The organism is Gordonia sp. JH63, assembly GCF_009856645.1.
GTDB classification, from domain to species: Bacteria; Actinomycetota; Actinomycetes; order Mycobacteriales; family Mycobacteriaceae; genus Gordonia; species Gordonia hongkongensis.
Genome location: NZ_CP047235.1, coordinates 4,881,330 through 4,908,196 on the forward strand (window position 1 = coordinate 4,881,330; position 26,867 = coordinate 4,908,196).

At 67.5% G+C, this 26,867-nt stretch carries 26 protein-coding genes and 1 pseudogene; 12 read left to right on the forward strand and 15 right to left on the reverse strand.

All coding sequences use genetic code 11. The features are described from left to right. Positions 1–44: 44 nt before the first annotated feature. The 3 genes from GR168_RS21635 to GR168_RS21645 all read left to right on the forward strand — a co-directional run bounded on the left by GR168_RS21635 (position 45) and on the right by GR168_RS21645 (position 3,632). Entirely contained in the window at positions 45–1,433 is a 1,389-nt protein-coding gene (locus GR168_RS21635; protein WP_159371651.1) for an IS1380 family transposase, read from the forward strand. Positions 1,434–1,842: 409 nt separating this feature from the next. Then, on the forward strand, positions 1,843–3,108 hold the full coding sequence (locus GR168_RS21640) for a DUF4185 domain-containing protein (protein ID WP_159371652.1): 1,266 nt from the start codon (positions 1,843–1,845) through the stop codon (positions 3,106–3,108). Next, positions 3,105–3,632: a DUF1697 domain-containing protein gene (locus GR168_RS21645; RefSeq protein ID WP_159371653.1), complete on the forward strand. Its 528-nt coding sequence runs from the start codon at positions 3,105–3,107 to the stop codon at positions 3,630–3,632. The genes GR168_RS21640 and GR168_RS21645 overlap by 4 nt, the downstream gene beginning before the upstream one ends. Before the next feature lie 280 nt (positions 3,633–3,912). On the opposite strand, the gene GR168_RS21650 is transcribed toward GR168_RS21645, so the two are convergent. The 4 genes and pseudogenes from GR168_RS21650 to GR168_RS21665 all read right to left on the reverse strand — a co-directional run. Beyond that, positions 3,913–4,389, reverse strand: a complete 477-nt coding sequence (locus GR168_RS21650; RefSeq protein WP_065629435.1) for a hypothetical protein — start codon at positions 4,387–4,389, stop codon at positions 3,913–3,915. Positions 4,390–4,402: 13 nt separating this feature from the next. Beyond that, on the reverse strand, positions 4,403–5,674 hold the full coding sequence (locus GR168_RS21655; RefSeq protein WP_058252783.1) for an acyl-CoA dehydrogenase family protein: 1,272 nt from the start codon (positions 5,672–5,674) through the stop codon (positions 4,403–4,405). 37 nt (positions 5,675–5,711) lie between these two features. Next, positions 5,712–7,112 carry a phosphotransferase family protein gene (locus tag GR168_RS21660; protein ID WP_159371654.1) on the reverse strand — a complete coding sequence of 467 codons (1,401 nt, stop codon included), beginning with the start codon at positions 7,110–7,112 and terminating at the stop codon, positions 5,712–5,714. Positions 7,113–7,215: 103 nt separating this feature from the next. Continuing rightward, positions 7,216–7,443, reverse strand: a pseudogene (locus tag GR168_RS21665) (DUF4440 domain-containing protein); the annotation flags it as partial. 67 nt (positions 7,444–7,510) lie between these two features. On the opposite strand from GR168_RS21665, the gene GR168_RS21670 reads away from it, so the two are divergent. Continuing rightward, positions 7,511–7,816 carry a LysR family transcriptional regulator substrate-binding protein gene (locus GR168_RS21670; RefSeq protein WP_343213065.1) on the forward strand — a complete coding sequence of 102 codons (306 nt, stop codon included), beginning with the start codon at positions 7,511–7,513 and terminating at the stop codon, positions 7,814–7,816. Positions 7,817–7,855: 39 nt separating this feature from the next. Here the strand turns inward: GR168_RS21670 and GR168_RS21675 are convergent, their stop codons facing one another. Genes GR168_RS21675 through GR168_RS21685 form a run of 3 tightly spaced genes read right to left on the reverse strand, consistent with a single transcriptional unit; the run spans position 7,856 to position 9,711 of the window. Beyond that, the gene (locus tag GR168_RS21675) at positions 7,856–8,653 is read right to left on the reverse strand and encodes a hypothetical protein (protein WP_078112590.1); all 798 of its coding nucleotides are present in this window, start codon (positions 8,651–8,653) and stop codon (positions 7,856–7,858) included. A 16-nt stretch (positions 8,654–8,669) separates the two neighbouring features. Beyond that, positions 8,670–9,095 (reverse strand): CoA-binding protein, encoded by a 426-nt coding sequence (locus tag GR168_RS21680; RefSeq protein ID WP_159371655.1) that lies wholly within the window; start codon positions 9,093–9,095, stop codon positions 8,670–8,672. A gap of 28 nt (positions 9,096–9,123) precedes the next feature. Beyond that, positions 9,124–9,711 carry a TetR/AcrR family transcriptional regulator gene (locus tag GR168_RS21685; RefSeq protein ID WP_058252787.1) on the reverse strand — a complete coding sequence of 196 codons (588 nt, stop codon included), beginning with the start codon at positions 9,709–9,711 and terminating at the stop codon, positions 9,124–9,126. A gap of 116 nt (positions 9,712–9,827) precedes the next feature. Here GR168_RS21685 and GR168_RS21690 point away from each other — a divergent pair, with 116 nt between their 5' ends. Together GR168_RS21690 and GR168_RS21695 are read left to right on the forward strand one after the other, a co-directional pair. Next, positions 9,828–10,961, forward strand: a complete 1,134-nt coding sequence (locus GR168_RS21690) for a phosphotransferase family protein (RefSeq protein ID WP_159371656.1) — start codon at positions 9,828–9,830, stop codon at positions 10,959–10,961. Positions 10,962–10,965: 4 nt separating this feature from the next. Next, positions 10,966–12,111 (forward strand): hypothetical protein, encoded by a 1,146-nt coding sequence (locus GR168_RS21695; protein ID WP_078112587.1) that lies wholly within the window; start codon positions 10,966–10,968, stop codon positions 12,109–12,111. A 7-nt stretch (positions 12,112–12,118) separates the two neighbouring features. On the opposite strand, the gene GR168_RS21700 is transcribed toward GR168_RS21695, so the two are convergent. From GR168_RS21700 to GR168_RS21715, 4 genes are read right to left on the reverse strand one after another with little or no spacing between them, the layout of a single operon-like run. Beyond that, a complete protein-coding gene (locus GR168_RS21700; protein WP_078112586.1) occupies positions 12,119–12,787 on the reverse strand; it encodes a response regulator transcription factor in 669 nt (222 codons plus the stop codon). Further along, complete coding sequence (locus GR168_RS21705) at positions 12,784–14,373, reverse strand: ATP-binding protein (protein WP_238994966.1); 1,590 nt, start codon at positions 14,371–14,373, stop codon at positions 12,784–12,786. The genes GR168_RS21700 and GR168_RS21705 overlap by 4 nt, the downstream gene beginning before the upstream one ends. Next, positions 14,354–14,752, reverse strand: coding sequence for a hypothetical protein (locus tag GR168_RS21710; protein WP_238994967.1), 399 nt, complete (start codon positions 14,750–14,752; stop codon positions 14,354–14,356). The genes GR168_RS21705 and GR168_RS21710 overlap by 20 nt, the downstream gene beginning before the upstream one ends. 57 nt (positions 14,753–14,809) lie before the next feature. Further along, positions 14,810–15,913, reverse strand: coding sequence for an alpha/beta hydrolase (locus GR168_RS21715; protein WP_078112584.1), 1,104 nt, complete (start codon positions 15,911–15,913; stop codon positions 14,810–14,812). Between the two features lie 153 nt (positions 15,914–16,066). Here GR168_RS21715 and GR168_RS21720 point away from each other — a divergent pair, with 153 nt between their 5' ends. Next, on the forward strand, positions 16,067–16,636 hold the full coding sequence (locus GR168_RS21720; RefSeq protein ID WP_058252794.1) for a type 1 glutamine amidotransferase domain-containing protein: 570 nt from the start codon (positions 16,067–16,069) through the stop codon (positions 16,634–16,636). A 17-nt stretch (positions 16,637–16,653) separates the two neighbouring features. On the opposite strand, the gene GR168_RS21725 is transcribed toward GR168_RS21720, so the two are convergent. Both GR168_RS21725 and GR168_RS21730 read right to left on the reverse strand, forming a co-directional pair. Next, positions 16,654–17,265, reverse strand: a complete 612-nt coding sequence (locus tag GR168_RS21725; RefSeq protein ID WP_078112583.1) for a maleylpyruvate isomerase family mycothiol-dependent enzyme — start codon at positions 17,263–17,265, stop codon at positions 16,654–16,656. 1 nt (position 17,266) lies between these two features. After that, on the reverse strand, positions 17,267–19,261 hold the full coding sequence (locus tag GR168_RS21730; RefSeq protein ID WP_159371657.1) for an oligopeptide transporter, OPT family: 1,995 nt from the start codon (positions 19,259–19,261) through the stop codon (positions 17,267–17,269). Between the two features lie 245 nt (positions 19,262–19,506). On the opposite strand from GR168_RS21730, the gene GR168_RS21735 reads away from it, so the two are divergent. Next, entirely contained in the window at positions 19,507–20,145 is a 639-nt protein-coding gene (locus GR168_RS21735; protein WP_078112581.1) for a TetR/AcrR family transcriptional regulator, read from the forward strand. On the opposite strand, the gene GR168_RS21740 is transcribed toward GR168_RS21735, so the two are convergent. After that, positions 20,146–21,747: a GMC oxidoreductase gene (locus GR168_RS21740; RefSeq protein WP_078112580.1), complete on the reverse strand. Its 1,602-nt coding sequence runs from the start codon at positions 21,745–21,747 to the stop codon at positions 20,146–20,148. 433 nt (positions 21,748–22,180) lie between these two features. On the opposite strand from GR168_RS21740, the gene GR168_RS21745 reads away from it, so the two are divergent. Then, positions 22,181–23,017 (forward strand): SDR family oxidoreductase, encoded by an 837-nt coding sequence (locus GR168_RS21745; protein ID WP_078112579.1) that lies wholly within the window; start codon positions 22,181–22,183, stop codon positions 23,015–23,017. 19 nt (positions 23,018–23,036) lie between these two features. On the opposite strand, the gene GR168_RS21750 is transcribed toward GR168_RS21745, so the two are convergent. Continuing rightward, positions 23,037–23,459 carry a DUF5313 domain-containing protein gene (locus tag GR168_RS21750; protein WP_078112627.1) on the reverse strand — a complete coding sequence of 141 codons (423 nt, stop codon included), beginning with the start codon at positions 23,457–23,459 and terminating at the stop codon, positions 23,037–23,039. A gap of 55 nt (positions 23,460–23,514) precedes the next feature. Here GR168_RS21750 and GR168_RS21755 point away from each other — a divergent pair, with 55 nt between their 5' ends. From GR168_RS21755 to GR168_RS21765, 3 genes are all read left to right on the forward strand, one after another. Further along, entirely contained in the window at positions 23,515–24,009 is a 495-nt protein-coding gene (locus GR168_RS21755; protein ID WP_065629451.1) for a MarR family winged helix-turn-helix transcriptional regulator, read from the forward strand. Between the two features lie 32 nt (positions 24,010–24,041). Continuing rightward, positions 24,042–25,220, forward strand: coding sequence for a CaiB/BaiF CoA-transferase family protein (locus GR168_RS21760; protein WP_078112578.1), 1,179 nt, complete (start codon positions 24,042–24,044; stop codon positions 25,218–25,220). 72 nt (positions 25,221–25,292) lie between these two features. Continuing rightward, positions 25,293–26,825: a catalase gene (locus GR168_RS21765; protein WP_159371658.1), complete on the forward strand. Its 1,533-nt coding sequence runs from the start codon at positions 25,293–25,295 to the stop codon at positions 26,823–26,825. Positions 26,826–26,867 lie beyond the last annotated feature (42 nt).

Here is a 26,867-nt window from a genome sequence, read left to right on the forward strand (position 1 = left end):
GTGGTGTTGAGACACAAAACATTCCAGCTCAGAAGGCACTTTCAGTGAAAGTATCGCATAGGTTCTCCGCCACGTCCGCCATGTTCGACGACGACAACCTGGTGTCGCACGCCGGGCTGGTAGCGGTCATGAGAGTGGCTGAGTCGACCGGGTTGGCCGCATCGCTGGGCGACCGGGTCGATCTCGGTACCACCCAGGTCGCCTCCGCTGGGGCAAACCTCGAGGCGAAACTATTGACCGTGGTCGCCGGATTGTGTTGCGGCGCTGACAGTATCGACGACCTCGGGATGGTCCGTAGTGGTGGGCATACCCGTCTGTTCGACCGCGTGTACGCCCCAGCCACGATCGGACAAACCCTACGCGAGTTCACCCCCGGCCACGCCCGGCAACTCAACGCCGTGATGACCCACACCTTGCCGGCGATGTGCGCCACGGCGGGTCTGCTGCCCACCGACGGGTCCCGGGTGTTTGTCGATATCGACTCGCTACTACGCCCGGTCTACGGCTACCAGAAAGAAGGCGGCTCCTACGGGCACGCCAAAATCGCCGGGCGTGAACTGCTGCGCAAAGGGTTGTCCCCGCAGGTCACCACCCTGTCCGCGCCCGGGTATGCACCGGTGATCGGCAACGCCTGGCTACGGGCCGGGCGCACCGCTTCCGGAAACGGGGCAGCGAGAATGATCGCTGAAACCCTGACCACCGCACGCCGCTGTGGGGCGAGTGGGGAGATCACCGTCCGCGGCGACGCCGCCTATGGCACCGCCGCGGTGATGCGCACCTGCCAACGCCTCGCAGCGACGTTCTCGCTGGTCCTGCGCACCAACACCGCGATCACCCGCGCCATCACCGCGATCGGCGACGACGCCTGGACGCCGGTGCACTATCCCGGGGCGGTCACCGACCCCGACACCGGCGAACTGATCTCTGATGCCGAAGTCGCCGAAACCACCTACACCGTGCAACCGGACTCCACCCAGCCGGTCACCGCCCGACTGATCGTGCGTCGGGTCACAGCCCACCACCCCGCCGGCACCGACACCCTGATGCCCGCCTGGCGGTACCACTCGTTTTTCACCAACACCACCGACGACACCGTCACCGCCGACCTCACCCACCGCCGCCACGCCATCATCGAAACCGTGTTCGCCGACCTCATCGACGGACCGCTGGCCCATCTGCCCTCCGGACGGTTCGGCGCCAACGCCGCCTGGCTGGCACTGACCGCGATCAGCCACAACCTGATGCGCACCCTCGCCGCACTCACCAACACCCCCAAACTGCGGGCCGCGCGGGGCGCTACGCTGCGCCGCACACTCATCGCGATACCCGCCCGACTAGCCCGACCAGCACGAACCCCGGTCCTGCACCTACCCCGACACTGGCCCACCCAACACGCCTTCACCACCCTATGGACCGCAGTGCATACTCCCTGACCTACCAACCACACCCGCCCACCCACCACCAAGGAACCCCAGTGAAAAAGCTGACACAGGTCAGCGAATACCACACGCCCACAACCTAATCAGGCGATCACGCGCCCCAACCCACCCCACCTGAAACCCCTTCCACGGATTCAGGCTGAGGAGCGCCCGGAGCTTGCGGAGGGCGCGTCACGAAGGGTCTTCGCAACCCGACTCACCAAGACCCTTCGTGACGCTCGCAAGCTCGCTCCTCAGGGAGCAGGAGGAAGGCTCGCAAGCTCGCTCCTCAGGGAGCAGGAGGAAGGCTCGCAAGCTCGCTCCTCCCGGGTCACGCACCGGCTTCGGTTTGGCATCGACGCTTCTCCCAGCTGACACTTCTGCAACACTGACACCACTTGTCGTTTCTTCTGGGGGTGCGTCCATGCGTCCGGCCCGCCGCATCTTCTCGACCGTTGCCGCTGTCGCCCTCACGGGCGGCCTGCTCGCCGCTGTGTCCGCACCCGCCGAAGCCGCGGTCTGCAACGCCACCGGCATCACCGGGGGCGATGTCGGCAGCACCGGCAGTTCGGGCTCCAGCGAGCTCGGCTGGGGCAGTCTCGACTTCGGCAGCTATCGGGCGGATGGGAAGAAGCCGCAGGGACCGCTCCCGAAGCTCACCGGCGCCAGCAAGGCCATCTCCTGGGTGACCGGTCCCCGAAGTCCCGCCCGCACCGACACCCGTTTCGGGATCACCGCGACCGACGTCGGCGTGCCGTGGGACAACGGCTCCGGTCAGATCCTGATGGCCTTCGGCGACACCTGGGGCCGATGCGCGGGGCAGATGGCCTGGAAGCACAACACGATGCTGCGCAGCGACGCGACTTCCGACCTCGCCAAGGGAATCCGATTCCCGAACGCCGTACCCGGATCGGTCCGGTCGGGCGCCTCGGTGACACCGGCCCACCCGACGTGGGCGCAACCCATGTTCAACGCGGTCGGGGTGCGCAACATCGAGGTCGGGCGGATTCCCACCGGCGGGATCTCGATCAACGGCACGCAGTTCGTCAGTTTCATGTCGATCCACCGGTGGCTTGGCCCAGGCCGCTGGAACACCAACTATTCGGGAATCGCCGTGTCGTACAACAACGGTCAGACCTGGACCGTCGACAACAACACCCTTCGCTGGAATGCCGATCTGACGATCCCGGGCGTTCCCCAGGTGACGCGTGGCCACAACCGGTTCCAGATGGGCGCCTTCCTCCGGAGTGGCGAGTACATCTATCAGTACGGCACCCCGAATGGGCGTTTCGGCTCTGCTCACGTGGCCCGTTTCCGGCCCGCCGACATCCTGAACCTCGACCGGTACCAGTACTTTCGCGGCGGCACGGGCTGGTCGTCGAATCCGGCCGAGGCCACGCCGATCGTCGCCGGCCCGGTCGGCGAGATGTCCGTGGCGTACAACGCATTCCTCGGCCGGTTCATCATGCTGACCGAGCGGTCGGGGACGATCGTGATGCGCACGTCGCCGTCACCCGTGGGTCCGTGGAGCGGCGAGCGGGTGCTCGTCTCGCACAAGCAGTCCAGCGGTCTGTACACGCCCTACATCCACCCTCGATCGTCGGGTAGGGACCTCTACTTCGTCGTCTCCCGGTGGGACGACTACAACGTGATGCTGGTTCGGACCGACCTGTCGAAGGTACGTCTGTGAGCCCGCGCATCGTGCTGATCCGCGCGGTGAACGTCGGCGGTGCAAAACTACCCATGGCCGAGTTACGCGAGCTGGCAGCCGATCTCGGGGCAACGGAGGTCTCGACCTACATCGCGTCGGGGAACCTGATCTGTTCGCCGCCCGCGGATCCCGAGCGGTTCGACCGCGCGCTCGAGACCTCGCTGCAGGATCGCTACGGCTGGTTCCGGGAGGTCATCAGCCGCTCGCCCGAACAGGTCCGGGCCGCGCTCGAGGCGCATCCGTTCGACGTCGTCGACGACAAGTACTCCTACGTCTACTTCCTGACCGGCGAACCGGCGCGCGACAAGGTGACCGCGTTCGAACGCAGGGACTTCGGCGACGATGCGGTCCGGGTCGTCGGGTCCGACCTACACATCCGTTACGCCGACGGGGCTGGGCGCTCGAGGCTGACCGCACCGGTCATCGCGCGCGGCCTGGGCGTGCAGGGCACCGGCCGCAACCTGCGGACCGTGCGCACACTGCTGGAACTCGCGGGCCCGTGAGTGTCGCCCGCTGGCCGGTCTTCCGACACGGGCGTAGCGTCGGAGAAGGAATCATCAGGACGAACCAGGCGAACCAGACATTCGCGTCGAGAGGAGTCCGCACATGAGTCAACCGGTCCCGCCGCCCCCACCTCCGCCCGAGCCCGTGCCGGCGCCCGAGCCCATCCCGGAGCCGCCACCGGAGCCGCCGATTCCCGTTCCCACCCCGCCGCCGGCTCCCGACCCACAGCCGTCTCCCCCGCAGCCGGACCCGCCGCCACGGCCGACGGTGATCTGACCGTCAGCCGCGCGACAGCACTCGGGCGACACGGTCGAGGTCGGCGAGCTGTTCCTCGCGGGGGGCCTCCCATAGCTTCTTCGGCAGCTTCTCGAGGTCCTTGATCCCGGCTTCGGCTCGGTCGAGGGTTTCGGTCGCCTCCTCGCCACCGAGGTCCACCGATGCGATGAGCCGGTCGTCGAGTTCGAAGACCGCGTCGTCGAGGCGGTTGCGTGCCGCGACGAGTTCGTCGTCGTGCGGGATCGCCGGGTTGGCATGCACGTCGGCGATCGCGTACCGAATGCGCCGATGCAGCAGTGCTTCCCGGGTGTTGTCGGTGGCCCAGCTCTCCGGCGCCCGACCCGGTCGGCCGGGAATCAGGTCGGTGGATCGGGCGAAGGTGCGCACCCGTTTGTCCGAGTCGTACGCGAACCAGGCGGCACCGCCGAGGATGAACAGGGCAACCACCACGGTGGCCACGATGATGATGACCGCGATCATGTGGTCAGCCTACTCAGGACGACTGCACTCCCTTGGGTGCCTTTCCCGACATGAAACCGAACAGGTATCCGGCGACGCGTCGCATCTGGATCTCGTCGGCGCCTTCGGTGATCCGGTAGCGCCGATGGTGCCGGTAGATGTGTTCGAACGGCTCGTGCCGCGAGTATCCGCGTCCGCCGAACACCTGCATCGCCTGGTCGGCGGCATCGCAGCACAGCCGGTTCGCCTGGTAGTTGCACATGGAGACCTCGGCCGACGCGGCAAACGGCCCGTAGGTGTCCATCTTCCAGGCGGTTTCGCGGATCAGCGCCCGGATCATCGCGCACCGGGTGTGCAGGTCGACGAGCGGGAACTGGATCGCCTGGTTCGTCGAGAGCTTCTTGCCGAACGGCGCGCGCTCGTTGGCGTAGGCCACCGCACGGTCGACGCAGTACTGGGCGGCACCGAGACTGGAGGCCGCCTGCCGGATGCGGTTCTCGTTGAAGAAGTGCTGCACGACCTGCAGGCCGGCTCCCTCCGCCCCGAACACCGCGGAGTTCGGCACCCGGACGTCCCGCAGCGTGATGTGCGCGTGGTCGGTGGGCATGTTGAACGTCCAGAGATATTCCTCCACGGCGAAACCCGGATCCTGCGGGTCGACGAGGAACGCCGTGATGCCGCGGGCCTCGCCCGGTTCGCCGCTGGTGCGCGCGAAGATGATGTCGCGATGGGCGGCGTGGATACCGGTGTTCCACGTCTTCTCGCCGTTGATGATCCAGTCGTCGCCGTCGCGGACGGCAGTCGTCTCCATCCACGTGGCGTCGGAGCCGTGGTCGGGTTCGGTGATGCCGAAGGCGAAGAACTTCGTACCCGCGGCCAGGCCCTCCACCCATTCCTCCCGCTGCTCGGGGGTGCCGTACTCGAGCATGAGGAGCAGCCCGATGTTGTTGCCGACGATGGCGTGCTCGTTCTGCAGATCGCAGTGCAGCCCTAGACCTTTCGACGCCAGGTGCTCGCGGATGATCGCCATCGCCAGGTTCGATCCGTCCCGACCACCGAACTCGGACGGGAAGGGGTAGCGGAAGTGGCCGGCCGCATCCGCGCGTCGTCTCGCCTCTCCCAGAAGAGCTTCCCACTCCTTGTTCGGCAAACCACCACGCTCCCAGTCTGTTCGGGAGTCCTCGCGCCGATGGTCGAAGAAGCGGATGTTGTCGTCGGTCTGCTCGAGGGGAATGATCTCCGCCTCGATGAAGGCATCGAGTTCGGCAAGATAGTCGGTCAGCGACTCGGGCAGTGCGAAGTCCACGATGAACCCCTCTCGGTTGGGATCGGATGTCCGGCGGTCACGGGTGAGGGACCGCGAAGTACTTGGGGTTGGCGACCAGGAGTCGCGCCCGCACGTCGGCGACGACGGCGTCACGGACCTTCGGGTCGGTGCCGTCGAGTTCGCCGGAACGCAGGGCCTCGCACAGCGCGTGCTGATCAGCGACGCCGAGCGCGCTCAGCCGTTGCGCGCTCGCTTCGGCGTCCCGTGCGCCGGTGAGCATCTGTCGCCGCACGACGTCGACGACGTTGCCGGCCACTCTCGTATGGAAACGCACCTGCGGCGACACGTCTGCCTGGACCGCGTCGGACCGCAGGAATTCGGTGAGCGCCTCGAGTAGTTCGACTGCGGTCGGTGAGCCGTAGAGATCGTTGTCCGGTTCCTCGGCCGGTGCCTCGGCCAGCGGATCGGGTACCGGTCCCGGCGACACGAGACCCAGGTCGAGCAGTGCGTCGAACTCCTGCTCGGCACTTCGGCGTCCGATCGCGGCCAGTTCGACGGATCGTTCGACGCCATCGAGGTGCCGGGCGGCCTGCACCGCACAGATCAGTCCCCACTTGACGGTGGCGTAGAGCTCCCACCAGCGCAGGGCTTGTTCGGTGGGACGCCAACCCGCCTCGCGCGCATAGGCGTCGAGGAGCGAGGTCCGGTCACCCATCCCGGCCACGGGCGTCGACCCTCCGAAACGCCACGCCTTCGCACATAGCCAACCTAGGTCCTCGACGGGATCGCCGAGGTGTACCAGTTCCCAATCCAGAACCGCCGCAACTCCTTCGGCGTCGACGAGCAGATTGCCCAGCCGGAAGTCGCCATGCACGAGCGTGTGCCGTGGTGACGGTTCGGGTCGGTTGTCGGTGAGCCACTGGGTGGCCAGCACCAGGCCGGCCGGCATCGCATCGAACTCGCGTGGGAACAGGTCCCGCAAACCGTCGATCGGATCGCCGAGATCACCGAGACCGGGCGTCTGTGTGACGTCTATCCGGTGGATACGTGCGAGGATCTCGCCGCACTGATCGACGAATCCGGCGCGCGCACCCTCGTAGGCATCGTCTCGCAGAATGCGCCGCGGGATGGATTCTCCGTCGATGAAATTCATTGCCAGATAGGGGAATCCCAGCGCGTTGTCGTCCTCGTCGAATCCGGCGTCGAGGATCTCCGGCACCGGCACCCCGGCGTCGGCGGCGGCACGCAGGACCTGCGCCTCGGCCCGCAGTCCGCCGTCGTCGGTTGCAGCGGGAACCGCGCGGATGATGATCGGCTCGACCTGCCCGGTTCCGTCGACGAGGGTGGCCGCGTACGTCGCCCTGCTCGCGCCCGCCGGCAGGAGTCTCGCGCCCTCGACCGAGAGCGTGCCACCACGCTCCTCGCCGAGGCGGGACGCGATCTTCGCGGCGACACCGTCCGCTTCCGGTACTCCCACGCCCGATCCGTCCCTTCGCACCGTCGCCCGGCGGATGTAACCGCCACCACAGCGAAGCTAGCACGGGATCTGAATCCGGCCTCAGAAATCCAGGCCCGGAGTCTCAGGACTTCGGTGCCTGGAACTCCGGTTGGTCGATGATCCGCACCCACGATCCGTCGGCCTGCCGCGCCACCACCTGCGCGCGGGCGCCTGCACCATCACGGGGTGGAGTCGACGTGAGTGCGAGATCGTCCCCGAATACCAGGGTCGGCAACGGCGGTTCCGGCGCGAAGGTCGGCCGGTGCGCCAAGACCGATGCCCAGAGATCCCGGATCGCGGCCCGTCCGCGCGCGACCTCACCGCGCCGGCCCCGGGGCCGCACCGTCGATCTCGCCTCGCTGCGCGACCGATCGCTCATCTGCCTGCCCCGCGGCGCGGGTATCCGAAGCGTGTTCGACGCGGCGGCCTCGGTCGCCGGAGGAGCCATCCGACCCGCGATCGAGGCCTCGTCGCCGGACGCCATCATCGAGTTGGTCTGCAGCGGAATGGGAGTCGGCATTCTCAGCGAGTCGATCGCCGCGGCCGACGACCGCGTGGTCGCGGTGCCGATCCGGGATGTCGATGCCACCGCACATCTGGGATTGCTCTGGAGGTCGGGGAACTCCGCTGCTGCAGCACGGTTCGTCGAAATTGCCCGAGACGCGTTCGCGGTTGGTGACTGATGAACTCGAACTCGACTGATGGACTTCGATCGAAGTCCATCAGTCGAGTTGACGTTCGTCGGTCGGGTGCGTCGGCCCGGGATCGGCGGCGGCCGAGGCCTCCAGCGACGGGGCGACCACGCTCGCGGGGTCGGTGGGCTTGCCCGCGATGAGGTCGCCGATGCTCAGACCCCAACGGCCCCAACGGTCGTCGAATCTCTTCGCGCGGGCCCGCGCTTTCTCCGTCTTCGCCGGTGCGTACCGCCGGCGCGCCCACGCCGAGTGTGGCCGGGCCAGCCGGATGGCACCGGCCCAGGCGAACACCGGGATGAAGACGCCGACGATGGCGGTGGAGAACTTGCCCTTGAGCACGCACAGGATCGCGCAGGCGACATTGATCGGCACGGTGGCCACCAGCGCGACGGGACCGATCTCCACGTCCGCGTCGTCGAGCGGGTTGAACCCGAGGACCGCCATGCCCAGCGCGGCCACAGTCAGCGCCACCACCTGAACCGAGAGCTGGCCCTCCGGTGACCAATACACGTCCTGAAGGCGCAGGATCAGTGCGAACTCGTCGAGCACCAGTGAGGCGCCGACACCGATCAACACCGCACTGATCTCCGCACCGGGCGACGCCCCGTTGACACCCACCGAGAGGAAGGCGCCGACGATCGTCAGGATCAGACCGGGCACCATGTGGTGCACGTGCACGCCGTCTGAGACGTTGTTGCGGAAGGGGCCCTTGCCCGCCCGGATGAGTCGGGTGATCACCCGCGTGACGATGAACGTGATGACGAACGACGCGAACAGCAGGAACAGCGGCAGTCGTTGGTGCGTGAGCTCGTCGAGGAAGTTCACCGGGTCACCGTCGGCGTCAGCCGGGGACGATACCGGTGCGGCGCTGCTCGATGATCAGGCAGCGGTCCTCGACGTACAGCAGACCCGCATCCTCGGCGATCGCCCGCGCCTCCGCCGAGATGATCCCGAGCTGCAGCCAGAGCGCGGTCGCGCCGGCGGCGACGGCCGCCCGGGCGACGTCGGCGCACTCGGGTCCCGGGCGGAACACGTCGACGAGGCCGACGTGTTCCGGGATGTCGGCCAGGGTGCGGTACACCTTCTCCCCGACGATCTCGTCGGCCGCGGGATTCACCGGGATGATCCGCCAGCCACGGTTCTTCATGTACGCCGGCACCTCGTTGGCGGCCTTCGACGGATTGGCGCTGGCACCGACCACGGTGATCGCGTTGTAGGTGGACAGGATCTGCTCGACGACATCGTCGGTGTTGCTCGGGGCGGTCATCCCACGAGTGTAGGTGGGTGCGGGCGAGTCATCGGAGAACTCCGTGCACGACGATCGCGCTCATCTGATCGGCCCACGCGGTCTCGAAGTCGCGATTGTCGAGCAACAGCGCATGCAGCATCGCCGCCCCGCCGACGACCTCGATGAGCCGATCCGGATCGACATCGGGATGCACCTCGCCGCGATCGACCGCGATCACCAACCGGTCACGCAACGCGCCGAACACCTCCGCGAACCCGGCGTGCACACGCGCCGCCAGCTCGGGTTCGGCAGCCATGTCCGAGATCAGACCGGGCAACGCCGCGCGGGTGACGGGACTGGCGAACAGGTCGCGCGCCGCTCCGACCATCGTGCGGATGTCGGCGCCCACCTCTCCGCTGGACGGCGGGAGTCGTGTCATGCGGGCGAACGCCAGATCGTGCACCAACTCCGCCTTCCCCGACCAGCGGCGGTAGAGCGCGGTCTTCGTCGTCCCCGCACGATCGGCGATCGCGGCCATCGTGAGTTTGCGGTATCCGACATCGACGAGCAGTTCGGCTGCGGCGTCGAGTACCGCGGAGTCGATACGCAGGTCGCGCGGCCGCCCCGAGACCGCTTCTCCCGTCTCAGTACTCATCGCTTGCCAACTCTCGCATAGAGATTTCCCGAAGTCGCTGCGGACCGCACGACCGTTCTGCTGTCATAACGCTACTCACCGTAGCGAATCCGCCGGTATCGATCACAGGGGGTGCCATGGCCACCGAGCCAGCCGTCGAGCAGATCGACCATCTGCAACGTTCCAGCCGCGACAACGCCTCGGTCCCCGAGACGCTCGCGCGCTGGCTGTCCGAGCAGGACGACACATCCGATGTCGTACCGGAGGTCACGGTCGCAGCCTCCGGAGACAGCAACGGCATGTCGTCGGAGACCATCCCCGTCTCCGTGTCGTGGCCCGGCGAGCCCACCCGGCACTGGGTGATGCGGATGGCGCCGTCGACCACCGACGTCCCCGTGTTCCGCTCCTACCGAATGGATCATCAGTACGAGACGATGCGCTTGATCGCCCGGCTCAGCGACGTCCCGGTCCCCGCGGTACATCACCTCGAACCGAGTGGCTCGCTGCTGGGCGCCCCGTTCTTCCTCATGGACCGGTGCGAGGGCGAGGTCCCACCCGATGTCATGCCGTACACGTTCGGCGACAACTGGTTCGGGGACGCCGCCGAGTACGATCGCCGGCGGGCCCAGGAGTCCGCGGTCGGCGTGATCGCCGCCCTGCACTCGATCCCCGACGCGGCCCGGCAGTTCGACTTCCTCTCCGACGACCTACCCGCCGGTGACACTCCCCTCGCTCGTCTGCTCGCCTGGTTGCGGGACTGGTACGACTTCTCAATCGAGGGGATCGGGCGCTCGCCTCTCGTCGAACGGGCGCTCGCCTGGCTCGCCGACAACTTCCCCGACGATGCCGCGAACGCCGAACCGGTGCTGTCCTGGGGAGATTCGCGCATCGGGAACATGATGTTCGTCGACTTCACCCCGACGGCGGTGCTCGACTGGGAGATGGCGCGCACCGGTCCCCGCGAACTGGACATCGCCTGGGTGATCTTCGCACACCGGGTTTTCCAAGAGCTCGCGACGATGGCCGGCCTTCCCGGGCTGCCGGACCTGCTCCGCGAGAACGACGTCCGCGACACCTACCGCGAGCTCACCGGAGTCGAGTTGGGCGACCTGCGCTGGTTCTACGTCCATGCCGCGGTCCAGTGGTGCTGTGTCTTCATGCGGACCGGCGCCCGCCGCGTGCACTTCGGCGAACTTGAACGTCCCGACGACGTCGACGGCACCCTGTTCTACCACCGACCACTGCTCGAACGACTCCTCGAGGAGGACTGACCACATGAGCCGACGCGGCCTGGGGCCGATGGACGAGTATCCCATTCACCAACTGCCACAACCGATCGCCTGGCCGGGCAACAGCGACCGCAACTTCTATGACCGCGCGTACCTCAACGCCCACGACCGCAGCGGCACCATCTTTCTCATCACCGGGATCGGTTACTACCCCAACCTGGGTGTGAAGGACGCGTTCGTGCTGATCCGGCGGCGGAACCCGGACGGCACCGACACCCAGACCGCGGTGCACCTCAGCGACGCGATCGACGACAACCGGCTCGAGCAGCGCGTCGGCAACTATCGGCTGAGCATCGAGAACCCGCTGCGCGCGCTGCACCTGACGCTGGACGAGACCGAGGGCATCGCCCTGGATCTCCACTGGGAGGGCCTGTTCGACGCACTGCTCGAACAGCCGCACGTGATGAGGCAAGGCGCAAAGGTCACCCTCGACGCGCAGCGGTTCGCGCAGGTCGGCAGCTGGCGTGGTTCTATCACCGTCGATGGCGAGGACATCGTCGTCGACCCGTCGACCTGGATCGGCACCCGCGACCGTTCGTGGGGAATCCGGCCGGTCGGCGAGCCCGAGCCCGCGGGGCGGCCGGCGGATCCACCGTTCGAGGGCATGTGGTGGCTGTACGTCCCCATGGCCTTCGACGACTTCCAGCTCGTCCTCATCCTCCAGGAGGACCCCGACGGCTACCGCACACTCAACGACTGCTCGCGCGTGTGGAAAGACGGCCGCGTCGAGCAACTGGGCTGGCCGAACGTCTCGGTCCATTACGCCCCGGGCACCCGGGTACCCACCGGTGCAACGATTTCCACGACCGGGGCGGGGGGATCCTCGGTGACGCTGGAGGTGGAGTCCCTGCTGCCCGTGCCCATTCATGTGGGCGGCGGTTACGGCGGTGACCCCGACTGGACCCACGGCGCTTGGCGCGGAACGGACTTCACCGAACGCCGCACCTACGACATGAACAGTGCCGAGATCGTCGGTCGCATGCCGTTCGGCGTGATCGATCACGTCGGACGCGCCGAATGCCGGGAGTCCGACGGCACCACCCGCACCGGTTGGGGGCTCTTCGAGCACGGGGCACTGGGCCGGCACGACCCCTCCGGGTTCGCCGACTGGCTCAGTGTCGCACCGGAGTGAGGAGCGACTAGTTCGACGCGCGTAGCCGATACCCCATGCCGCGCACCGTCTCCAATCGGTGAGAACCGATCTTGTTCCGCAGGGCGCGCACGTAGACGTCGACCACATTCGACGCCGGGTCGAAGTCGTAACCCCAGACGTGGCCGAGGATCTGTTCGCGCGAGAGCACCTGATCGGGGTGACGCAGGAACACCTCCAGTAGTGCGAACTCGCGCGCGGTGAGGTCGAACGTCTCCGCACCCACCCGGGCGCGCCTGGACTTCAGATCCAACCGAAGATCCCCGGCGGACAGCAGGTTCTCCGACGCGACCGCCGAATCGTCGACGAGCCGCAACCGGATGCGCGCCAGCAACTCGGCGAACTGGAAGGGCTTGGTCATGTAGTCGTTGGCGCCGCCCTCGAGTCCGTTCACCGTGTCGCTCACGCTGTCCCGGGCGGTGAGAACGACGACCGGCGTCGAGATCCCCTCGCCGCGCATCGAATACAGCACGTCGAAACCGTCCATTGCCGGAAGTCCGATGTCGAGGACCACCATGTCGAAAGCACCGCTGCGCACGGCTTCGAGCGCGGACAAGCCGTCGGACACGTGCTCGGTGCTGTAACCCGCCGCCCGCAATCCGTTGCCGATGAACGACGCGATCCGCGCATCGTCCTCGGCGATCAGAACCCGGCTCATCGCCGCTCTCCTTCTCCTGATACCGACGACGCTGTATCGACGTAGGTGGTCATGTCGGGGGCCGGGACATCGATGCCGAACGTTGCACCGTGGCCGGGAACACTGCGTACCCAAGCGATTCCGTGGTGGGCGTCGGCGATGGCCCGCACGATCGCGAGGCCCAGGCCGGCCCCGGACGAGTGTTGCGGCGACGACGCCGACCGCCCGCGCTGAAAGCGCTCGAAGATCCGCGCCGCGTCCTGCTGCTCGACGCCCGGGCCGTCGTCGGTGATCCAGATGGACAGATGCCGCTGCTCTCCGACGCCGGCGAAGCGTGAACCCAGCTGGATGACGGATCCCTCGCGGGTGTGCCGGACCGCATTGGACGCGTACTGCAGCATCGCCTGGGTGATCCGCTCGTGATCGACGGTGCACGGCCCCTCGGCGACCTCCATGAGCAACCACTGCCGATCACCGAGCGGTTGCACCTTGGACTCGATGTCGAGCATCAACTGCGCCGCGTCGGTCGGCCTGGCCACCACGAAGTCGGGTTGCTCGGACTTCGCCAGCATGAGCAGATCGGCGACGATGCGTCCCATCCGTACCAGCTCGCTGTCCACGAGATCGAGGGTCTTACGCCGTTCTGCCGGATCGTCGGGCAACAACTCGAGATGACCGCGCACCACCGTGATCGGCGTCCGTAGCTCGTGCCCGGCGTCGTCGACGAACTGCCGCTGCGTCGTGTACGCGTCCTCGATCCGGTCCAGCATCGCGTTGAAGGTCTGGGCCAGCGCGGCCACGTCATCACGGCCGATGACCGGCACGCGCGCGGTGAGGTCGTTCTCGCTGATCTCCGCGGCGACCATCCGCACGCTCCGGACCGGAGCCAGGATCCGTCCCGCGACGAGATAGGCCACACCGGTGGTGACGATCATCCCGCCCAACCCGACCATCGCGAGGACTCGCATCGTGCGGTCCACCAGTTCCCGCCCCGGGTCGGTGTAGATGCCCACGATGAACGTCCCCGGTTGCGCCGCCTCGGACGCCGGATCGGCCGACCCACCACCGGCCGGCTCCAGATCGACCTTGCCCCAACGAATTTCTCCATGAGCGGTCATCAGCACCCCGGCCGCCCCGCTCTGGGCGCGCAGTTCGTCGAGCACACGGCGTCCTTCGCCCGGCTCCGGCCAGGCATTACCCGGCAGTTCGAGGATCTCGGTGTCGCCGACGACGCCGGCCATGACCTCCCCCTCGCCGGCCGATTGCCGCGACAGGAACACCTCGAGCAACCGTGACACCGAGGTGAACGGTTCGGTGGTCGTCGGGTCGACCCCCTCGGCCGCGAACGTCCGGAACTCACTGGCCTCCTGCGCGACGTAGTTGTTCACGCGGGTGTCCACGTCGCGGAGCAGCAGGTTGCGCGTCACCACGAACACCACCACCAGCAGCAGGAACGTGGTGAGCATGATCCAGGCCGTGATACGCCAACGCGCCGAGAGCGCCGGACGCTGGCGCACACCCGCACTCTCGGCTGGATTCGGCCCGCTCGCTCCGCTCCCGGCGCCGGCTGCCTCCGGTTTCGCGTCGTCAGTCGTCCTGGTCGTCATCGATGTCATCGTCCCAGTCGTCGCCCTGGTCGTCCCAGTCGTCGTTGTCGTCCCGACCGTTGTCGTCCCAGTCGTCATCACAATCGTCGTCGCGATGGGCCGCGTTGACGTTGCACCAGTCGTCGTCGTCGGAACCCAGGTTCGGCGGGACGGCCCGCTGCACCGGAGCCCCGGCCGGGATCTGGGGAACCGGCGCCGGGGCAGGCGGGGTCTGGGCCTGAGGCGTCGGAATCTGGGGTGTCTGCGACGACACGTCCACGGACACGGCGTCCGACGCGAGGTCGGGCTCGGGCGAACGGATGAGGAAGAAGCTGGCGGTCACGACGGCAACCGCGAGCGCACCGAGGGCGATGGTGGCGAGTACTCGTGAGAAGTTCATGTCAACGACTCTGGCGGACGCCGGGGAGCCGTCCATGAGTCGAAGATGAAGGTTTTTTCATCTACGAACTGCGTGCACCGACGTCAAGAACTCGTCGATGCGGGGCCACGTCTGTTCGACCGCAGCCGACCCGGCGATCAGACCCAGGTGACTGGTCTCCACCGTGGTGAACTCGACGCGTGGCGCCCCGGACAGCAGCTCCACGCCGTGGTGGGCCGCGGCCCAGCTGACGATCGCATCCCGGTGACTACCGAACAAGGCGACCGGGACATCGACATCGGCGAGGTCGACGACGCGCCCGCCGAAGTCGAGCACGCTGTCGGCCAGCTCACCGCGCATGATGAAGTTCTCCCACATCTGCTCGGACACCTTGCCGGGATAACCGGGCATCGTCTCCTGGAAACGGTCGATGGCCTTCATCCGCACGAGGGCGTCGGTGTCGTCGGCGTTGCACAGGATGTAGCCCGGCTTCTTGAGTTCGCGCTGCCAGGCCGTGCCTCGATAGGCGAGGCGGACCAGCGGCGCGGGGATCCCGCCGAGCGCTCGCAGCGCCATCGTCACCGGCGCGGTGCCGACCGGTTTCATCAGCGTCTTGACCAGTGGATACGGCGGGACCTTGGAGTAATCGAGAGGCGTCCCGACCGCGACGACCGACGCCACCGGCAGGTCCGGGTTCGCGGCAGCGGTCATGAGGCTGATCGTCCCGCCGATACTCCACGCGAGCAGATCGACCCCCGCGGGATCCCGCGACGTTCCGGGGGTCGGGTCATCGGCGCTGCCGTAGAAGTCTGCGACGGTCGCGGCGACGGCCCCGGGGACGATGTCGTCGAAGAAGTCGGCGAACCCGAGGTGTCGGTCGTCGCGGGTCATGTCGCCGAAGTCGAGAACGTACGGAACCCGGCCGGTCGACAGGAGGAACTGCACCACCGACAGCCCGTCGGCGAGGTCGTAGCACGATGTGGACACCGCGAGCGGCGGGATCAGCAGCACCGGTCGCCGTCCCGTGCCGACGGTTGCGATCACCTCGTCGTCGGTGCCGTACCGCCGCAGCGTGCGGTGCGGTCCGTCGGCGATCACCGTGTGCGGCGTCTCGTGGGACTCGCCGATCTGTCCACCACGTGCCAGATGGACCAGCGTCGCGAGGCCGTCGAAACCACCCACCACTACCTCCCAGTCTTCGTCCGGGGACATTCAACACACCCCGCCCGGGTCATGCCCGGGCGGGGTGTGACCGTTTGGTGCACGACGCCCGCGGGTACCGGATCCGACGAGGCGCCGATGCCGTAGTCGGCGCGTACAAGGAGGTACACGGCCATGGCCGAAGAACTGAACGGCACCACCATCGCTTTCCTGGTCGCCCAGGAGGGCGCCGAGCAGGTCGAACTCACCGAACCGTGGAAGTCGGTCGAGGCGTGCGGCGGCAAGCCCGTCCTGGTGTCCACCGACTCCGGCACGGTGCAGGCGTTCAACCACCTCGACAAGGCCGACACCTTCCCCGTCGACACCCCTCTCGAGGACGCCCGCGTGATGGACTTCGACGCGCTGGTCCTGCCGGGCGGTGTCGCGAACCCGGATTTCCTGCGAACCTCGGAGCCCGCCGTCCGCTTCGTGCGCAGCTTCTTCGATGCCGGCAAGCCGGTCGCGGCCATCTGCCACGCGCCCTGGACCCTGATCGAGGCGGACGTTGTCCGCGGCCGCACCCTCACGTCGTTCCCGAGTGTGCGCACCGACGTCATCAACGCCGGCGGCACCTGGGTCGACGAGGAGGTCGTGACATGCCGCGACGGGGACAACGTGCTGATCACCAGCCGCAAGCCCGACGACCTCGCCGCCTTCAACGCCGCGATCGTCGCCGAGTTCGCGCGCACGAACGTCGCGAGCTGACCGCCCCGTCGGGGACGTCAGACGACGGACAACGGTGCAGATTCCCTGCCGGTCAGGGTGAGCAACGCCTGCTCGCCCTGACCGGTGAGCAGTGCGGTGGCGGCCGCCGTCGACAGCGCTGACGCCAGCACCTCGGCCGGCAGCGGGAGATCGGAACCGATCGCCCGCGAGATGTCGAGACCGTGCACCGCGAGTTCGAAGGTCCGGGTGGGCAGGTAGTCGGACAGCATGATGCCGCCGAACGGCGTCGTCAGGGGCCGATCCCCCGTTCCCGCAAGGGCGTCGACGGCCTGTGCGCGCCGCTCCCGGACCCCGGCGCGCGGATCGTTCCCCAGGGACAGCCCGGCGTCCACTCCTCGCTGTCGGACCGACGCGGGGTCTCCGTAACCGCGGATCGATGCGAAATAGGCCGCGGTCGAGGTCAATTCGACATCACCACCAGGCTCGGCCAGGTAGGTGACGACCGTCGTCAGCGATCTGCTCGCATGTCCGACGAGCGATCGCAACGACCATTCGCCGAGACCGGTTCCGTCCCAGCGATCGTCGGCGATCAGGTTCACCAACCGCGTCAGATGTTCGGCACCGGCCGTGAAATCGTCGATCGCACGTGTCAGTGTTCCCCCTGCCATCTCAGTCCTTCGGAGTGCCGGCTGTCGTCGACGACGTCCCGCTCGCGGTCGCGATCTTGCGGACACGGTCGTAGAGGAGGGCGATGGTCGCGGCGAACACGATGACGCCGAGGATCTGTGCCCAGGTCCCGAAGCCGTCGCCGACGATCGCCAGCGCCGAGTCATCCCCTGTGGCCGCCACGATCCCGGCGAAGACCACGCCGAAGAGCGCCTCGCCGACGATCAGACCGGTGGCCAGCAGGACACCCATCCGCTTCTTGTGTTCCACTGCGCCGCCGCTGCGTTCGGCCCACCGGTTGTAGTAGTGACCGATGAAGGCGCCGATCGGGATGATCAGGACCACCGACATCGGCAGGTACATACCCATCCCGACAGCCAGCGGCGGCAGCCGGAAACGCCCTGCGCGAACAAGGAGTTCGTCGATCACGATCACCACCGCGCCGATCAGGGCGCCGATTCCGACGAGTCCCCAGTTCAGGTCCGCCCCGAGGACACCTTGCGCGAGGGTCGTCAGCAGCCCGGCCTGCGGTGCCGCGAGCGCGTCCTCGGTGGCACCCGGCGCGCCGACGAACCCGAAGGCCTCGTACATCAGCTGCAGGATCGGCGGGATCACGGCCGACCCGAACAGCACGCCGATGATCAGCGCCACCTGCTGTTTCCACGGTGTCGCCCCGACGAGTTGACCGGTCTTGAGGTCCTGCAGGTTGTCATTGGAGATGGTCGCGACGCCGAAGACGACCGCGGCCGTGAACAACGTGTAGGCGATGAGCGCGTCGGTCTGCGAGTCGTCCGCCGGCCCGAAGGTCAGCTTCACGAGCAGTGCGGCGATGAGAACCACCAGGATGCCCACGCCGGAGATGGGGCTGTTCGACGACCCGATCAGGCCCGCCATGTACCCGCACACCGACGCGACCGCCAGTCCGATGACGAACACGAAGACGATGCTGACCACGATGATCCCGGTGGCACTGCCCTCCAGAACCGTGTCGCGCACGAAGTCCCACAACAGGATTCCGATCGGGATGAGCAGCACGAGGATGCTGCCGCCGACGATGTTGATCGGCATGTCCCGCTCGGTGATGTCGACCGTGACCCCCTCCCGACGCGATCGCGAGGAGACCATGGCCGCCCGGATTCCCCGCACGATCGGACCGATGACCTTGATCAGCGTCCAGACGGCCGCGATGGCGATCGCCCCGGCCCCGATGAGTCGCACGTCGTTGGCGAAGATCGAGCTGACGGCGTCGCCGAAATCCTCCCCCGCCGTGCGCCCCTGGGTCTCGATGGGCAGCAGTACGACGTAGGAGATCACCACCCCGACGAGCATGGCGATGCCCACGGTGATCCCGACGAGATGGCCGATGCCGATCAGCGACATCGACAACCCGGCACTGAACAACGTTCCGCCCGTGCCGATCCTGATCGTCGTCGAGATCGAATCGCTGAGGACCTGGAGTTTGGTGAGCAGGGCGAAACCGGCCGACGCGAGCGAACCGATGACGATCGTGCGCAGGCCGGCCTTGTTCTCCGCGGCGCCGCCCGCGGAATCGCCGACCTTCAGTACCTCTGCTGCCGCAACGCCTTCCGGGTAGGGCAGGTCGGAGCCGGTGACCAGCGCGCGCCGTAGCGGGATCGAGTACATGACGCCGAGGATTCCGCCGATCGCGCAGACCGCCACCGTGATCCAGTACGGGAAGCCCGTCCACCATCCGATGATGACCAGACCGGGTATGACGAAGATGATCGCCGACAGCGTGCCGGCGGCGGACGCGATCGTCTGGACGATGTTGTTCTCGACCACCGAGTGGTTGGCGAAGTACCGCAGAATGCTCATCGAGATGACGGCGGCCGGGATCGCGGTGGCGAACGTGAGGCCCACCTTGAGTCCGAGGTACACGTTGGCGGCCGTGAAGACCAGCGTGATGATGCCACCGAGGACGGCACCTCGGAGCGTCAGTTCTCGCAGGTTCGCCGTGGCCGGAGGCGCAGTCGCCATCTGGTCCCCTAACAGTCGGGTCCTGCGACCGGCGGTCGGTCGGACGGTGGATCATCCGGACATTCGTCGATCCACCTTAGGCCCGGATGACCACTCGCGCTGCGACTTCCCGCGCAGCCGGGGTCGGTTCGCGTGTCGCGTCGACGCACCTCCGTACGGCACTGACCGCTTTGCGGTGTTTCGGCGAGTCGGACACGGCCACCATCCCGGCGTCTCGATCGGCGACGGTAGGGCATCATCGATCCATGAGCGAAGGGAAGACGGAGCAGTCTGCCCGCACCCGTGCGCTGCTCATCGAGGCGGCCGAGAAATTGATCGCCCTGAACGGGGTCGCGGCCGTGTCCAGTCGCCAGATCAGCAAGGCGGCCGGTCAGGGCAACAACTATGCCGTCGGCCATCACTTCGGTTCCAAGGACGATCTCCTCCGCGCCACCCTGACGTCGCACAACGTCCCGATCGAGCGGCTTCGCCAGAAATGCCTGTCGGAGGTCGGACCCGACCCCGGGGTCCGCGACTGGCTCCGCTGCCTCGTCGGGCCCGAGGTCGAGTACCTCGCACAGATCGGTGCGCCGAGCTACTTCGCCCGGTTCTTCGCCCAGGTGTCGAGCGATCCGTCCGCGACCGCCCTGCTCTATGCGGAGACCGCGCGATCGGAGGTCCTCATGACGATCCTCGACCGGTTCTACGCCACCTTGCCGACCTTTCCCGACGACGTGCTCGAAGTGCGCAACAACCTGACGCGCCACATGATCGTCAACGCGCTCGCCGACATCGAACGGGCCGCCGAGGACGGCGGGACTCGAACAGCCCCATGGGAGCACGAGCGCGACCTGGTCGTCGATGCGCTGACCGGGATGTGGCTCGCGCCGGCCGCCTCCCGGTGATCAGATGACCGTGCCGACATCCCGGGCGACGATCCGGTCGAGAGCGCGCTCGGCGACCGCCGCGATGGTCATCGACGGATTGCAGGCCGCCGTGTTGCCCGGCATGAGCGCGCCGTCGATGACGTAGAGCCCGCGCTGGCCGTGGACGCGCCCCTCGAGGTCGCACACCGCACCCATGTTGGCCCCGCCGAGCGCGTGCCAGGTCGAGGGGAACACCGCATTGGTGTCCGTCAGGACGGCGTCGGGTCCGGCGATCCGGCGCACGGTCCGGTCGATGTGCTTGGTCTGGATCTCCGAATCGCCCTCGTGTGGCCAGCGGATCACCGAATCTCCGGTCGCCGAGTCGTAGGAGATGACGCCACGTCCCGAGCTCACCCCGAAGCCGACCATCATCGTGGTGCCGGCGTACACGGGTAGTGGCGGCAGCGATGCCTGGATGACGGTGAACGCGCTCTTCGGATCACTCCAGTTGGGGCTGCCGAAGACCACCGGTCCGCCCTGTACCGTCCCGAAGTCGATACTGGGGCTGGTCCAGGTGTAGATCCGGTCGGCGTTGGTGCCCCATCCGTGCCCCACCCCGTCGGGCAGGCCCGGCACGGTTCCGGTCGCGCGCGCCTTCACCAACAGCTTGGTCGTGTTCACGCTGCCCGCCGACAGGATGAGTGTCCCTGCGATCAGTTCGTTGTGCTCCAACACTTTCCCGGACTCGTCGGTGCGTTCGACCTCGAGGGACCATCGGCCGTCGGGTCGGCGGGCGACCTGCCGCACGGTGTGCAGGGTTCGGACCTGAACCCGCCCGGTCGCCTCGGCCTCGCGGATATAGGTGACGTCGACGCTGTGCTTGCCACCGTTGTTCACGCCGATGGCGCCGTCGCCGTTGGTGTAGGCGGGCTTCATCTCGCCACGCAGCTCGGCCGCGGCATACCCCCAGTCGATCGGCATCGGGATCTTCTGCAGCGGAAGGCCCTCGGCCCGAACTCGTTTCGCGAACTGTCGCGGTGCCAGGTATTGCGGGGAACGCACCACAGAGTTCGGCGCCACCGCGACCTTCAGCATCCGCGCGACCCGCGGGTAGTGCACACGGTTCATCAGTTGCCAGTCGAGTGCGTTCGGGAAGTGCTCGTTGAACACCGCCTCGCTCGGTTGCAGTGTCATGCCCTGGTAGACAAGGGAACCACCGCCGAGGCCGGCCGGGCAGAGTGCGGTCATGTTGACGCCCGCGACCGACTCGAACAGTCCCACATAGGGTTCGACGCTCAGCGGCTTGCCGAAGAGGTTCGGGGTCGACTCGTGCCACAGGATCCGCTTGTCCGGACTCGACGCACGCGGGAAGGTTTCCGAGTTCGGACCCGTCGGCCACCGCCGACCCCGCTCGAGCAACAGGACCGGCACGCCGGCCTGCGCGAGCCGGAGGGCCGCGACGCCACCGCCGAATCCCGAGCCGACGATCACCACCCGATGCTCTTCGCGTGTCCGCCGGATACGTCGCGATGGATCTCCCGACGCCGGTCCGGCTCCGGTGACGGCAGCGGCCGCCGAACCCGCCGCGGTCATCGCCGCCGCTCGCAGGAAGGTACGTCTCGTCGGTGATACCCCGGTCATGGCTCTCCTGTCGTTCGGCGCGAGATGGCGCCGGGTGCTTGATGATTCGGCAGCTCGAGAGACGGTGGAGACCGTGGTCGCGGGCCGAGGACGCCGCGCGGGACGGACCGGGGCGTGGCCGTCGCGACACAGGATTTGTCATGGACGACCTATGTGTCAAGGGCCACTTCGGTGACCAGCGGTGATCGGGGACATCGCCGACGCAACCCTTGACAAGCCCTTCAGTCATGTGACTGAATCGTCGCGGGCGTGGGTAGGGCCGCCATCGGTGTACGGCCGATGCGCAGGCGTGAGTGCGGCGCGCCGCGCTCGCGTGGACCTGGTCGGGATCGTGGCCGAGTGCCGAAGAGCGAAGAGAGGACGGGGAGTTCGCCGAGCAGGCGGCAACGGAACGCTAGGATGACGCGACCATTTGTCGCGGGCGGGGAGTTGCATGTCTGATCATCTGCAGGGCAAGACCATCATCATCACCGGCGCCGGAGGCGGTTTCGGCAAGGTGATCGCGGAGATGTGCGCGGCACAGGGCGCTCACATCGTCGGTGTGGACATCGACGCCGACAGGCTCACCGCGGTCGCCGACGGCATCACCGCCACCGGCGGGTCGACTGTCGCACACGTCGCCGACGTCACCGACATGAACCAGATGAAGGGCGCCGCGGCGGCGGCCGTCGACCGGTTCGGTGCGATCGACGTGATCGTCAACAACGCCGGGGTGATGCCGCTGGCGTTCTTCGCCGACCACGAGCGGGCCTGGGAGAAGTGGCACCGGGCCATCGACATCAACATCAAGGGCGTCGTGAACGGCATCTCGGCGGTGTACGACCAGATGATCGCGCAGGGCCGGGGTCAGGTGGTCAACATCGCGTCGATCTACGGCAACGGCGGCTTCGAGGGCTCGGGTGTCTACAGCGCGACCAAGGCCGCCGTGACGATGCTGTCGGACTCCTTACGCATCGAGGCCAAGGGCAAGATCAAGGTGACGACGGTCAAACCGACCGGCGTGGCCGGCACCAACCTGGCGAGCTGGATCGTCAACGACCGCGCGATCCGCGGGATCGTCGGGCAACGTGCGGCGTCGTACCGCGAGCACATCACGGAGCTGATGCAGGGCACGCTGCCCGACGAGCTCGTCGACGTCGACTCGGTGAAGTACTGGCTGATCACCCCGGAGGATCTCGCCCGGGCGGTCGTGCATGTCATCGACCAGCCGTGGGGCATCAGTCTGTCCGACGTGACGGTCCGGGCCAGCGGCGAGGACTACCTGTACTGAACGTGGGCGCCGCCTCGGCCTAGTTCGACGGGCGGCGTCGTTCACCGCGGTACTTGCGGTGGTACTCGTCGTAGAGGTCCGAGTTCTTCTCTCGTTCGAGCTTGTTCACCAGGTCGGGATCGAGTCCGTGCTGGACGAGCCGGTGACGGCGGTAGACCCGGTTCAACGCGATCGAGAAGAAGAGGTAGGCCAGCAGGATCGGCATGGTCATCGTGATCCGGACGCCCCAGTCGGCCGGGACGAACAGCATCGGGGTCAGCACGATGATGCACGGCACCGCCCAGCGGACCACCATGCGTACCGACGCACCCGGGCCGGCCAGGTCGTTGGTCACCCAGCCGAGCATCGATTTCGGCAGACGCGCCCAGTAGGCGTACGTCACGTACTCCCAGGCATTCGGCTTGGTGCGCGGTGCAGAGGTCACCTGTCGATCGTGCACCACGTGCGGGAGTCGTCCGACGTCGCCTCCCCCACCCCGGCTGGGTAACCTGACCGGCATGGGTTCGGAGATGACCGCGTCGGCCGACGACCCCACCGGCCCGGATCCGATCAGCGGCCTCGAGGCCGAACTCACCGATTTCTGGCGACGGGGCCGGGTGCGCACCCGGTTGCGCGCCCGCGCCATCGACCCGCGGCTGGACCCGTCGTGCTACCCGCTCATCACCGTGCTGGCCCGGCACCATTCGATGCCGATGTCGGATCTGGTCACCGCCGTCGGCATGGAGAAGTCGACGGTGACGCGGCAGATCGACGCGATCGTGCGGCTCGGGCTCGCCGAGCGGCACCCGGACCCGCGCGATGCCCGCGCCCGCGTGGTCACCCTCACCGATCACGGTCGCGAACGTGTCGACGCCGTGCTCGCCTCGGCGGTCACCGATTGGCGTGCTCGGCTGGCCCAATGGGACCCCGACGACATCCGGACGCTCACGTATCTGCTGCATCGCCTCACCGAGGCCACCAACGATCCCGAGGCCGGCGAGGGGTCTCGTTGACCGGGCGTGGCACCGTCGGCGATCCTTGGCCGGTGACTCCGGACGAAGGACTTCTGCCCCTCGAGGGCATCACCGTGGTGGCGCTCGAACAGGCCGTCGCCGCACCGCTGGCCACCCGACACCTCGCCGATCTCGGCGCCCGGGTCATCAAGGTGGAACGGGTCGGTGACGGGGACTTCGCGAGGCAGTACGACGCGGCGGTGCGCGGCGGCGCCGCCTCGCACTTCGTGTGGCTCAACCGCGGCAAGGAGTCGGTCGCGCTCGACCTCAAGAGCGAGGACGGACGCCAGGCGATCCGAACCCTGATCGCCGGCGCGGACGTCTTCGTCCAGAATCTCGCTCCCGGGGCGGCCGCCCGGCTCGGCCTCGCCGCCGACGATCTGCGCGCCGACCAACCCGAGCTCGTCGTCGTCGACATGTCCGGATACGGCGACGCCGGACCGTATCGCGACCGCAAGGCCTACGACATGCTGGTGCAGGCCGAGGCCGGGCTGATCTCGGTGACCGGGACGCCCGACGAGATGTCCAAGACGGGTATCCCGACCTCCGACATCGCAGCCGGTATGTACGCACTGACCTCCGTACTGTCGGCGCTGTTCCGACGCGCCACCACCGGAGTCGGCGCGCGCGTCTCGGTGGCCATGTTCGACGCCACGGTCGAATGGATGGGCCACCCGATGTACATGCGCCTGTACGGTGGCCGGCAGATCGCCCGTGCCGGGCTCGGCCATGCGGCGATCGTGCCCTACGACAAGTACCCGACCGCCGACGGCGACATCCTCATCGGCGTCCAGAACGACCGCGGCTGGGACACGCTCACCCGCGTGGCCCTCGAGCGTCCGGATCTGGCCGACGACCCCCGCTATCGCACCAACATCGAGCGGGTCGCCCGACGAGCCGAGGTCGACGCCGCGATCGGCGCCGAGACCAAACGCTTCACCACCGACGAGCTCGACCGTCGCCTCGCCGACGCGGGCATTCCCGCGGCCGAGATCCGCGACCTCGAAGGCGTCGTCGCGCATCCGCAGCTGAGTGAGCGCGACCGCTGGCGCGAGGTGGACACCGAGGTCGGCCCGGTACGGGCGCTGCTTCCGCCGCTGACCTTCGACGACGTCGAGCTCGCGATGGGTCCGGTACCGGCTCTCGGACAGCACACCGAGGCGGTGTTGCGGGAATTCGGGATCGGCGTCCCACCGACGCCGTCGGCGTAGGATCGGCGGCACGGACCTGCAGCCCTCGGGTCCGCTTGTCATGCACGGATACGACGACCTCTCGGAGGCGATATGTCCGACGATTCTCTGTTCACCACCCGGGATTCGGGAGCACCCGCGGGGAGTGACGAACACTCCCTGACGGTTGGCGCCGGCGGCCCGATCGTCCTGCACGATCACTACCTGATCGAGCAGATGGCCCAGTTCAATCGCGAGCGCATCCCCGAGCGCCAGCCGCATGCCAAGGGCAGCGGCGCTTTCGGCACTTTCGAGACGACGCAGGACGTCTCGGCCTACACCTGTGCCGCACTGTTCCAACCTGGCGTGAAAACCGAGATGGTGGCCCGGTTCTCGACCGTCGCCGGCGAGCGCGGCAGCCCCGACACCTGGCGTGACCCGCGTGGTTTCGCACTGAAGTTCTACACCGACGAAGGCATCTACGACATGGTCGGCAACAACACGCCGGTCTTCTTCGTCAAGGACCCGATGAAGTTCCAGCACTTCATCCGTTCGCAGAAACGCCGTCAGGACAACAACCTTCGCGACCACGACATGCAGTGGGACTTCTGGACGCTCTCGCCGGAGTCGGCGCATCAGGTGACCTGGCTGATGGGCGATCGGGGGATTCCCAAGACCTGGCGCCACATGAACGGATACAGCTCGCACACCTACCTGTGGGTCAATTCCGAAGGCGTCAAGCACTGGGTCAAATACCATTTCAAGTCCGACCAGGGAGTCGAGCACCTCACCCAGCACGAGGCCGACCAGATGGCTTCTGCGGACACCGATTTCCACACCCGGGACCTGTTCGAGAACATCGCGGCGGGCAACCATCCGAGCTGGACTCTCAAGGTGCAGCTGATGCCCTTCGACGACGCGGTGAGCTACCGGTTCAACCCGTTCGACCTGACGAAGGTGTGGCCGCACGGCGACTACCCGCTCATCGAGGTCGGCAAGATGACCCTGCACACCAATCCGGTCGATCACCACACGCAGATCGAGCAGGCCGCGTTCGAGCCGAACAACGTCGTGCCGGGTATCGGTTTCAGTCCCGACCGCATGCTGCTCGCGCGCGTGTTCTCCTATGCCGACGCCCATCGCCACCGGATCGGCGGCAACTACAAGCAGATCCCGGTGAACGCGCCGAAGAACGAAGTGCATTCGTACTCCAAGGACGGGGCGATGCGCATCCACAACGTCCCCGACCCGGTCTACGCACCCAATTCCAAGGGCGGCCCGTCGGCGCTGTATCCCGGCCAGGGCGAACCGCAGTGGGCGGCGAACGGGGAGATCCTGCGCAGCGCCTACGTCGACCATCCCGAGGACGACGACTGGGGTCAAGCGGGGACGATGGTCCGGGAGGTCTTCGACGACGAGCAGCGTGAACGTTTCGTGGACAACGTCGTCGGGCACCTCCTCAACGGTGTCTCCGAACCGATCCTCCAGCGGGCGTTCGAATACTGGCATCGCGTCGACCCCGACATCGGCGCGCGGATCCAGTCCGGTGTGACCGAGAAGCAGGACGAATCCGATCCGAAGGCCGATGACCAGGCCAACCCCGCCCGGGCGTCCGCCCAGGAGAAGGCCAAGGCCGAGAAGGCCTGACATTCTCCGCGCAGTTCGCACCGAACCGTGGAACGCGCCCTC

What these genes read in the sequence shown, in the direction of transcription:
- GR168_RS21640 (WP_159371652.1), top strand. Translation starts at nt 1,843, where the DNA reads ATGCGTCCGGCCCGCCGCATCTTCTCGACCGTTGCCGCTGTCGCCCTC.
- GR168_RS21650 (WP_065629435.1), bottom strand. Translation starts at nt 4,389, where the DNA reads ATGATCGCGGTCATCATCATCGTGGCCACCGTGGTGGTTGCCCTGTTC.
- GR168_RS21680 (WP_159371655.1), bottom strand. Translation starts at nt 9,095, where the DNA reads ATGACCGCCCCGAGCAACACCGACGATGTCGTCGAGCAGATCCTGTCC.
- GR168_RS21685 (WP_058252787.1), bottom strand. Translation starts at nt 9,711, where the DNA reads ATGAGTACTGAGACGGGAGAAGCGGTCTCGGGGCGGCCGCGCGACCTG.
- GR168_RS21690 (WP_159371656.1), top strand. Translation starts at nt 9,828, where the DNA reads ATGGCCACCGAGCCAGCCGTCGAGCAGATCGACCATCTGCAACGTTCC.
- GR168_RS21695 (WP_078112587.1), top strand. Translation starts at nt 10,966, where the DNA reads ATGAGCCGACGCGGCCTGGGGCCGATGGACGAGTATCCCATTCACCAA.
- GR168_RS21700 (WP_078112586.1), bottom strand. Translation starts at nt 12,787, where the DNA reads ATGAGCCGGGTTCTGATCGCCGAGGACGATGCGCGGATCGCGTCGTTC.
- GR168_RS21705 (WP_238994966.1), bottom strand. Translation starts at nt 14,373, where the DNA reads ATGACGACCAGGACGACTGACGACGCGAAACCGGAGGCAGCCGGCGCC.
- GR168_RS21710 (WP_238994967.1), bottom strand. Translation starts at nt 14,752, where the DNA reads ATGAACTTCTCACGAGTACTCGCCACCATCGCCCTCGGTGCGCTCGCG.
- GR168_RS21720 (WP_058252794.1), top strand. Translation starts at nt 16,067, where the DNA reads ATGGCCGAAGAACTGAACGGCACCACCATCGCTTTCCTGGTCGCCCAG.
- GR168_RS21725 (WP_078112583.1), bottom strand. Translation starts at nt 17,265, where the DNA reads ATGGCAGGGGGAACACTGACACGTGCGATCGACGATTTCACGGCCGGT.
- GR168_RS21730 (WP_159371657.1), bottom strand. Translation starts at nt 19,261, where the DNA reads ATGGCGACTGCGCCTCCGGCCACGGCGAACCTGCGAGAACTGACGCTC.
- GR168_RS21735 (WP_078112581.1), top strand. Translation starts at nt 19,507, where the DNA reads ATGAGCGAAGGGAAGACGGAGCAGTCTGCCCGCACCCGTGCGCTGCTC.
- GR168_RS21740 (WP_078112580.1), bottom strand. Translation starts at nt 21,747, where the DNA reads ATGACCGGGGTATCACCGACGAGACGTACCTTCCTGCGAGCGGCGGCG.
- GR168_RS21745 (WP_078112579.1), top strand. Translation starts at nt 22,181, where the DNA reads ATGTCTGATCATCTGCAGGGCAAGACCATCATCATCACCGGCGCCGGA.
- GR168_RS21755 (WP_065629451.1), top strand. Translation starts at nt 23,515, where the DNA reads ATGGGTTCGGAGATGACCGCGTCGGCCGACGACCCCACCGGCCCGGAT.
- GR168_RS21765 (WP_159371658.1), top strand. Translation starts at nt 25,293, where the DNA reads ATGTCCGACGATTCTCTGTTCACCACCCGGGATTCGGGAGCACCCGCG.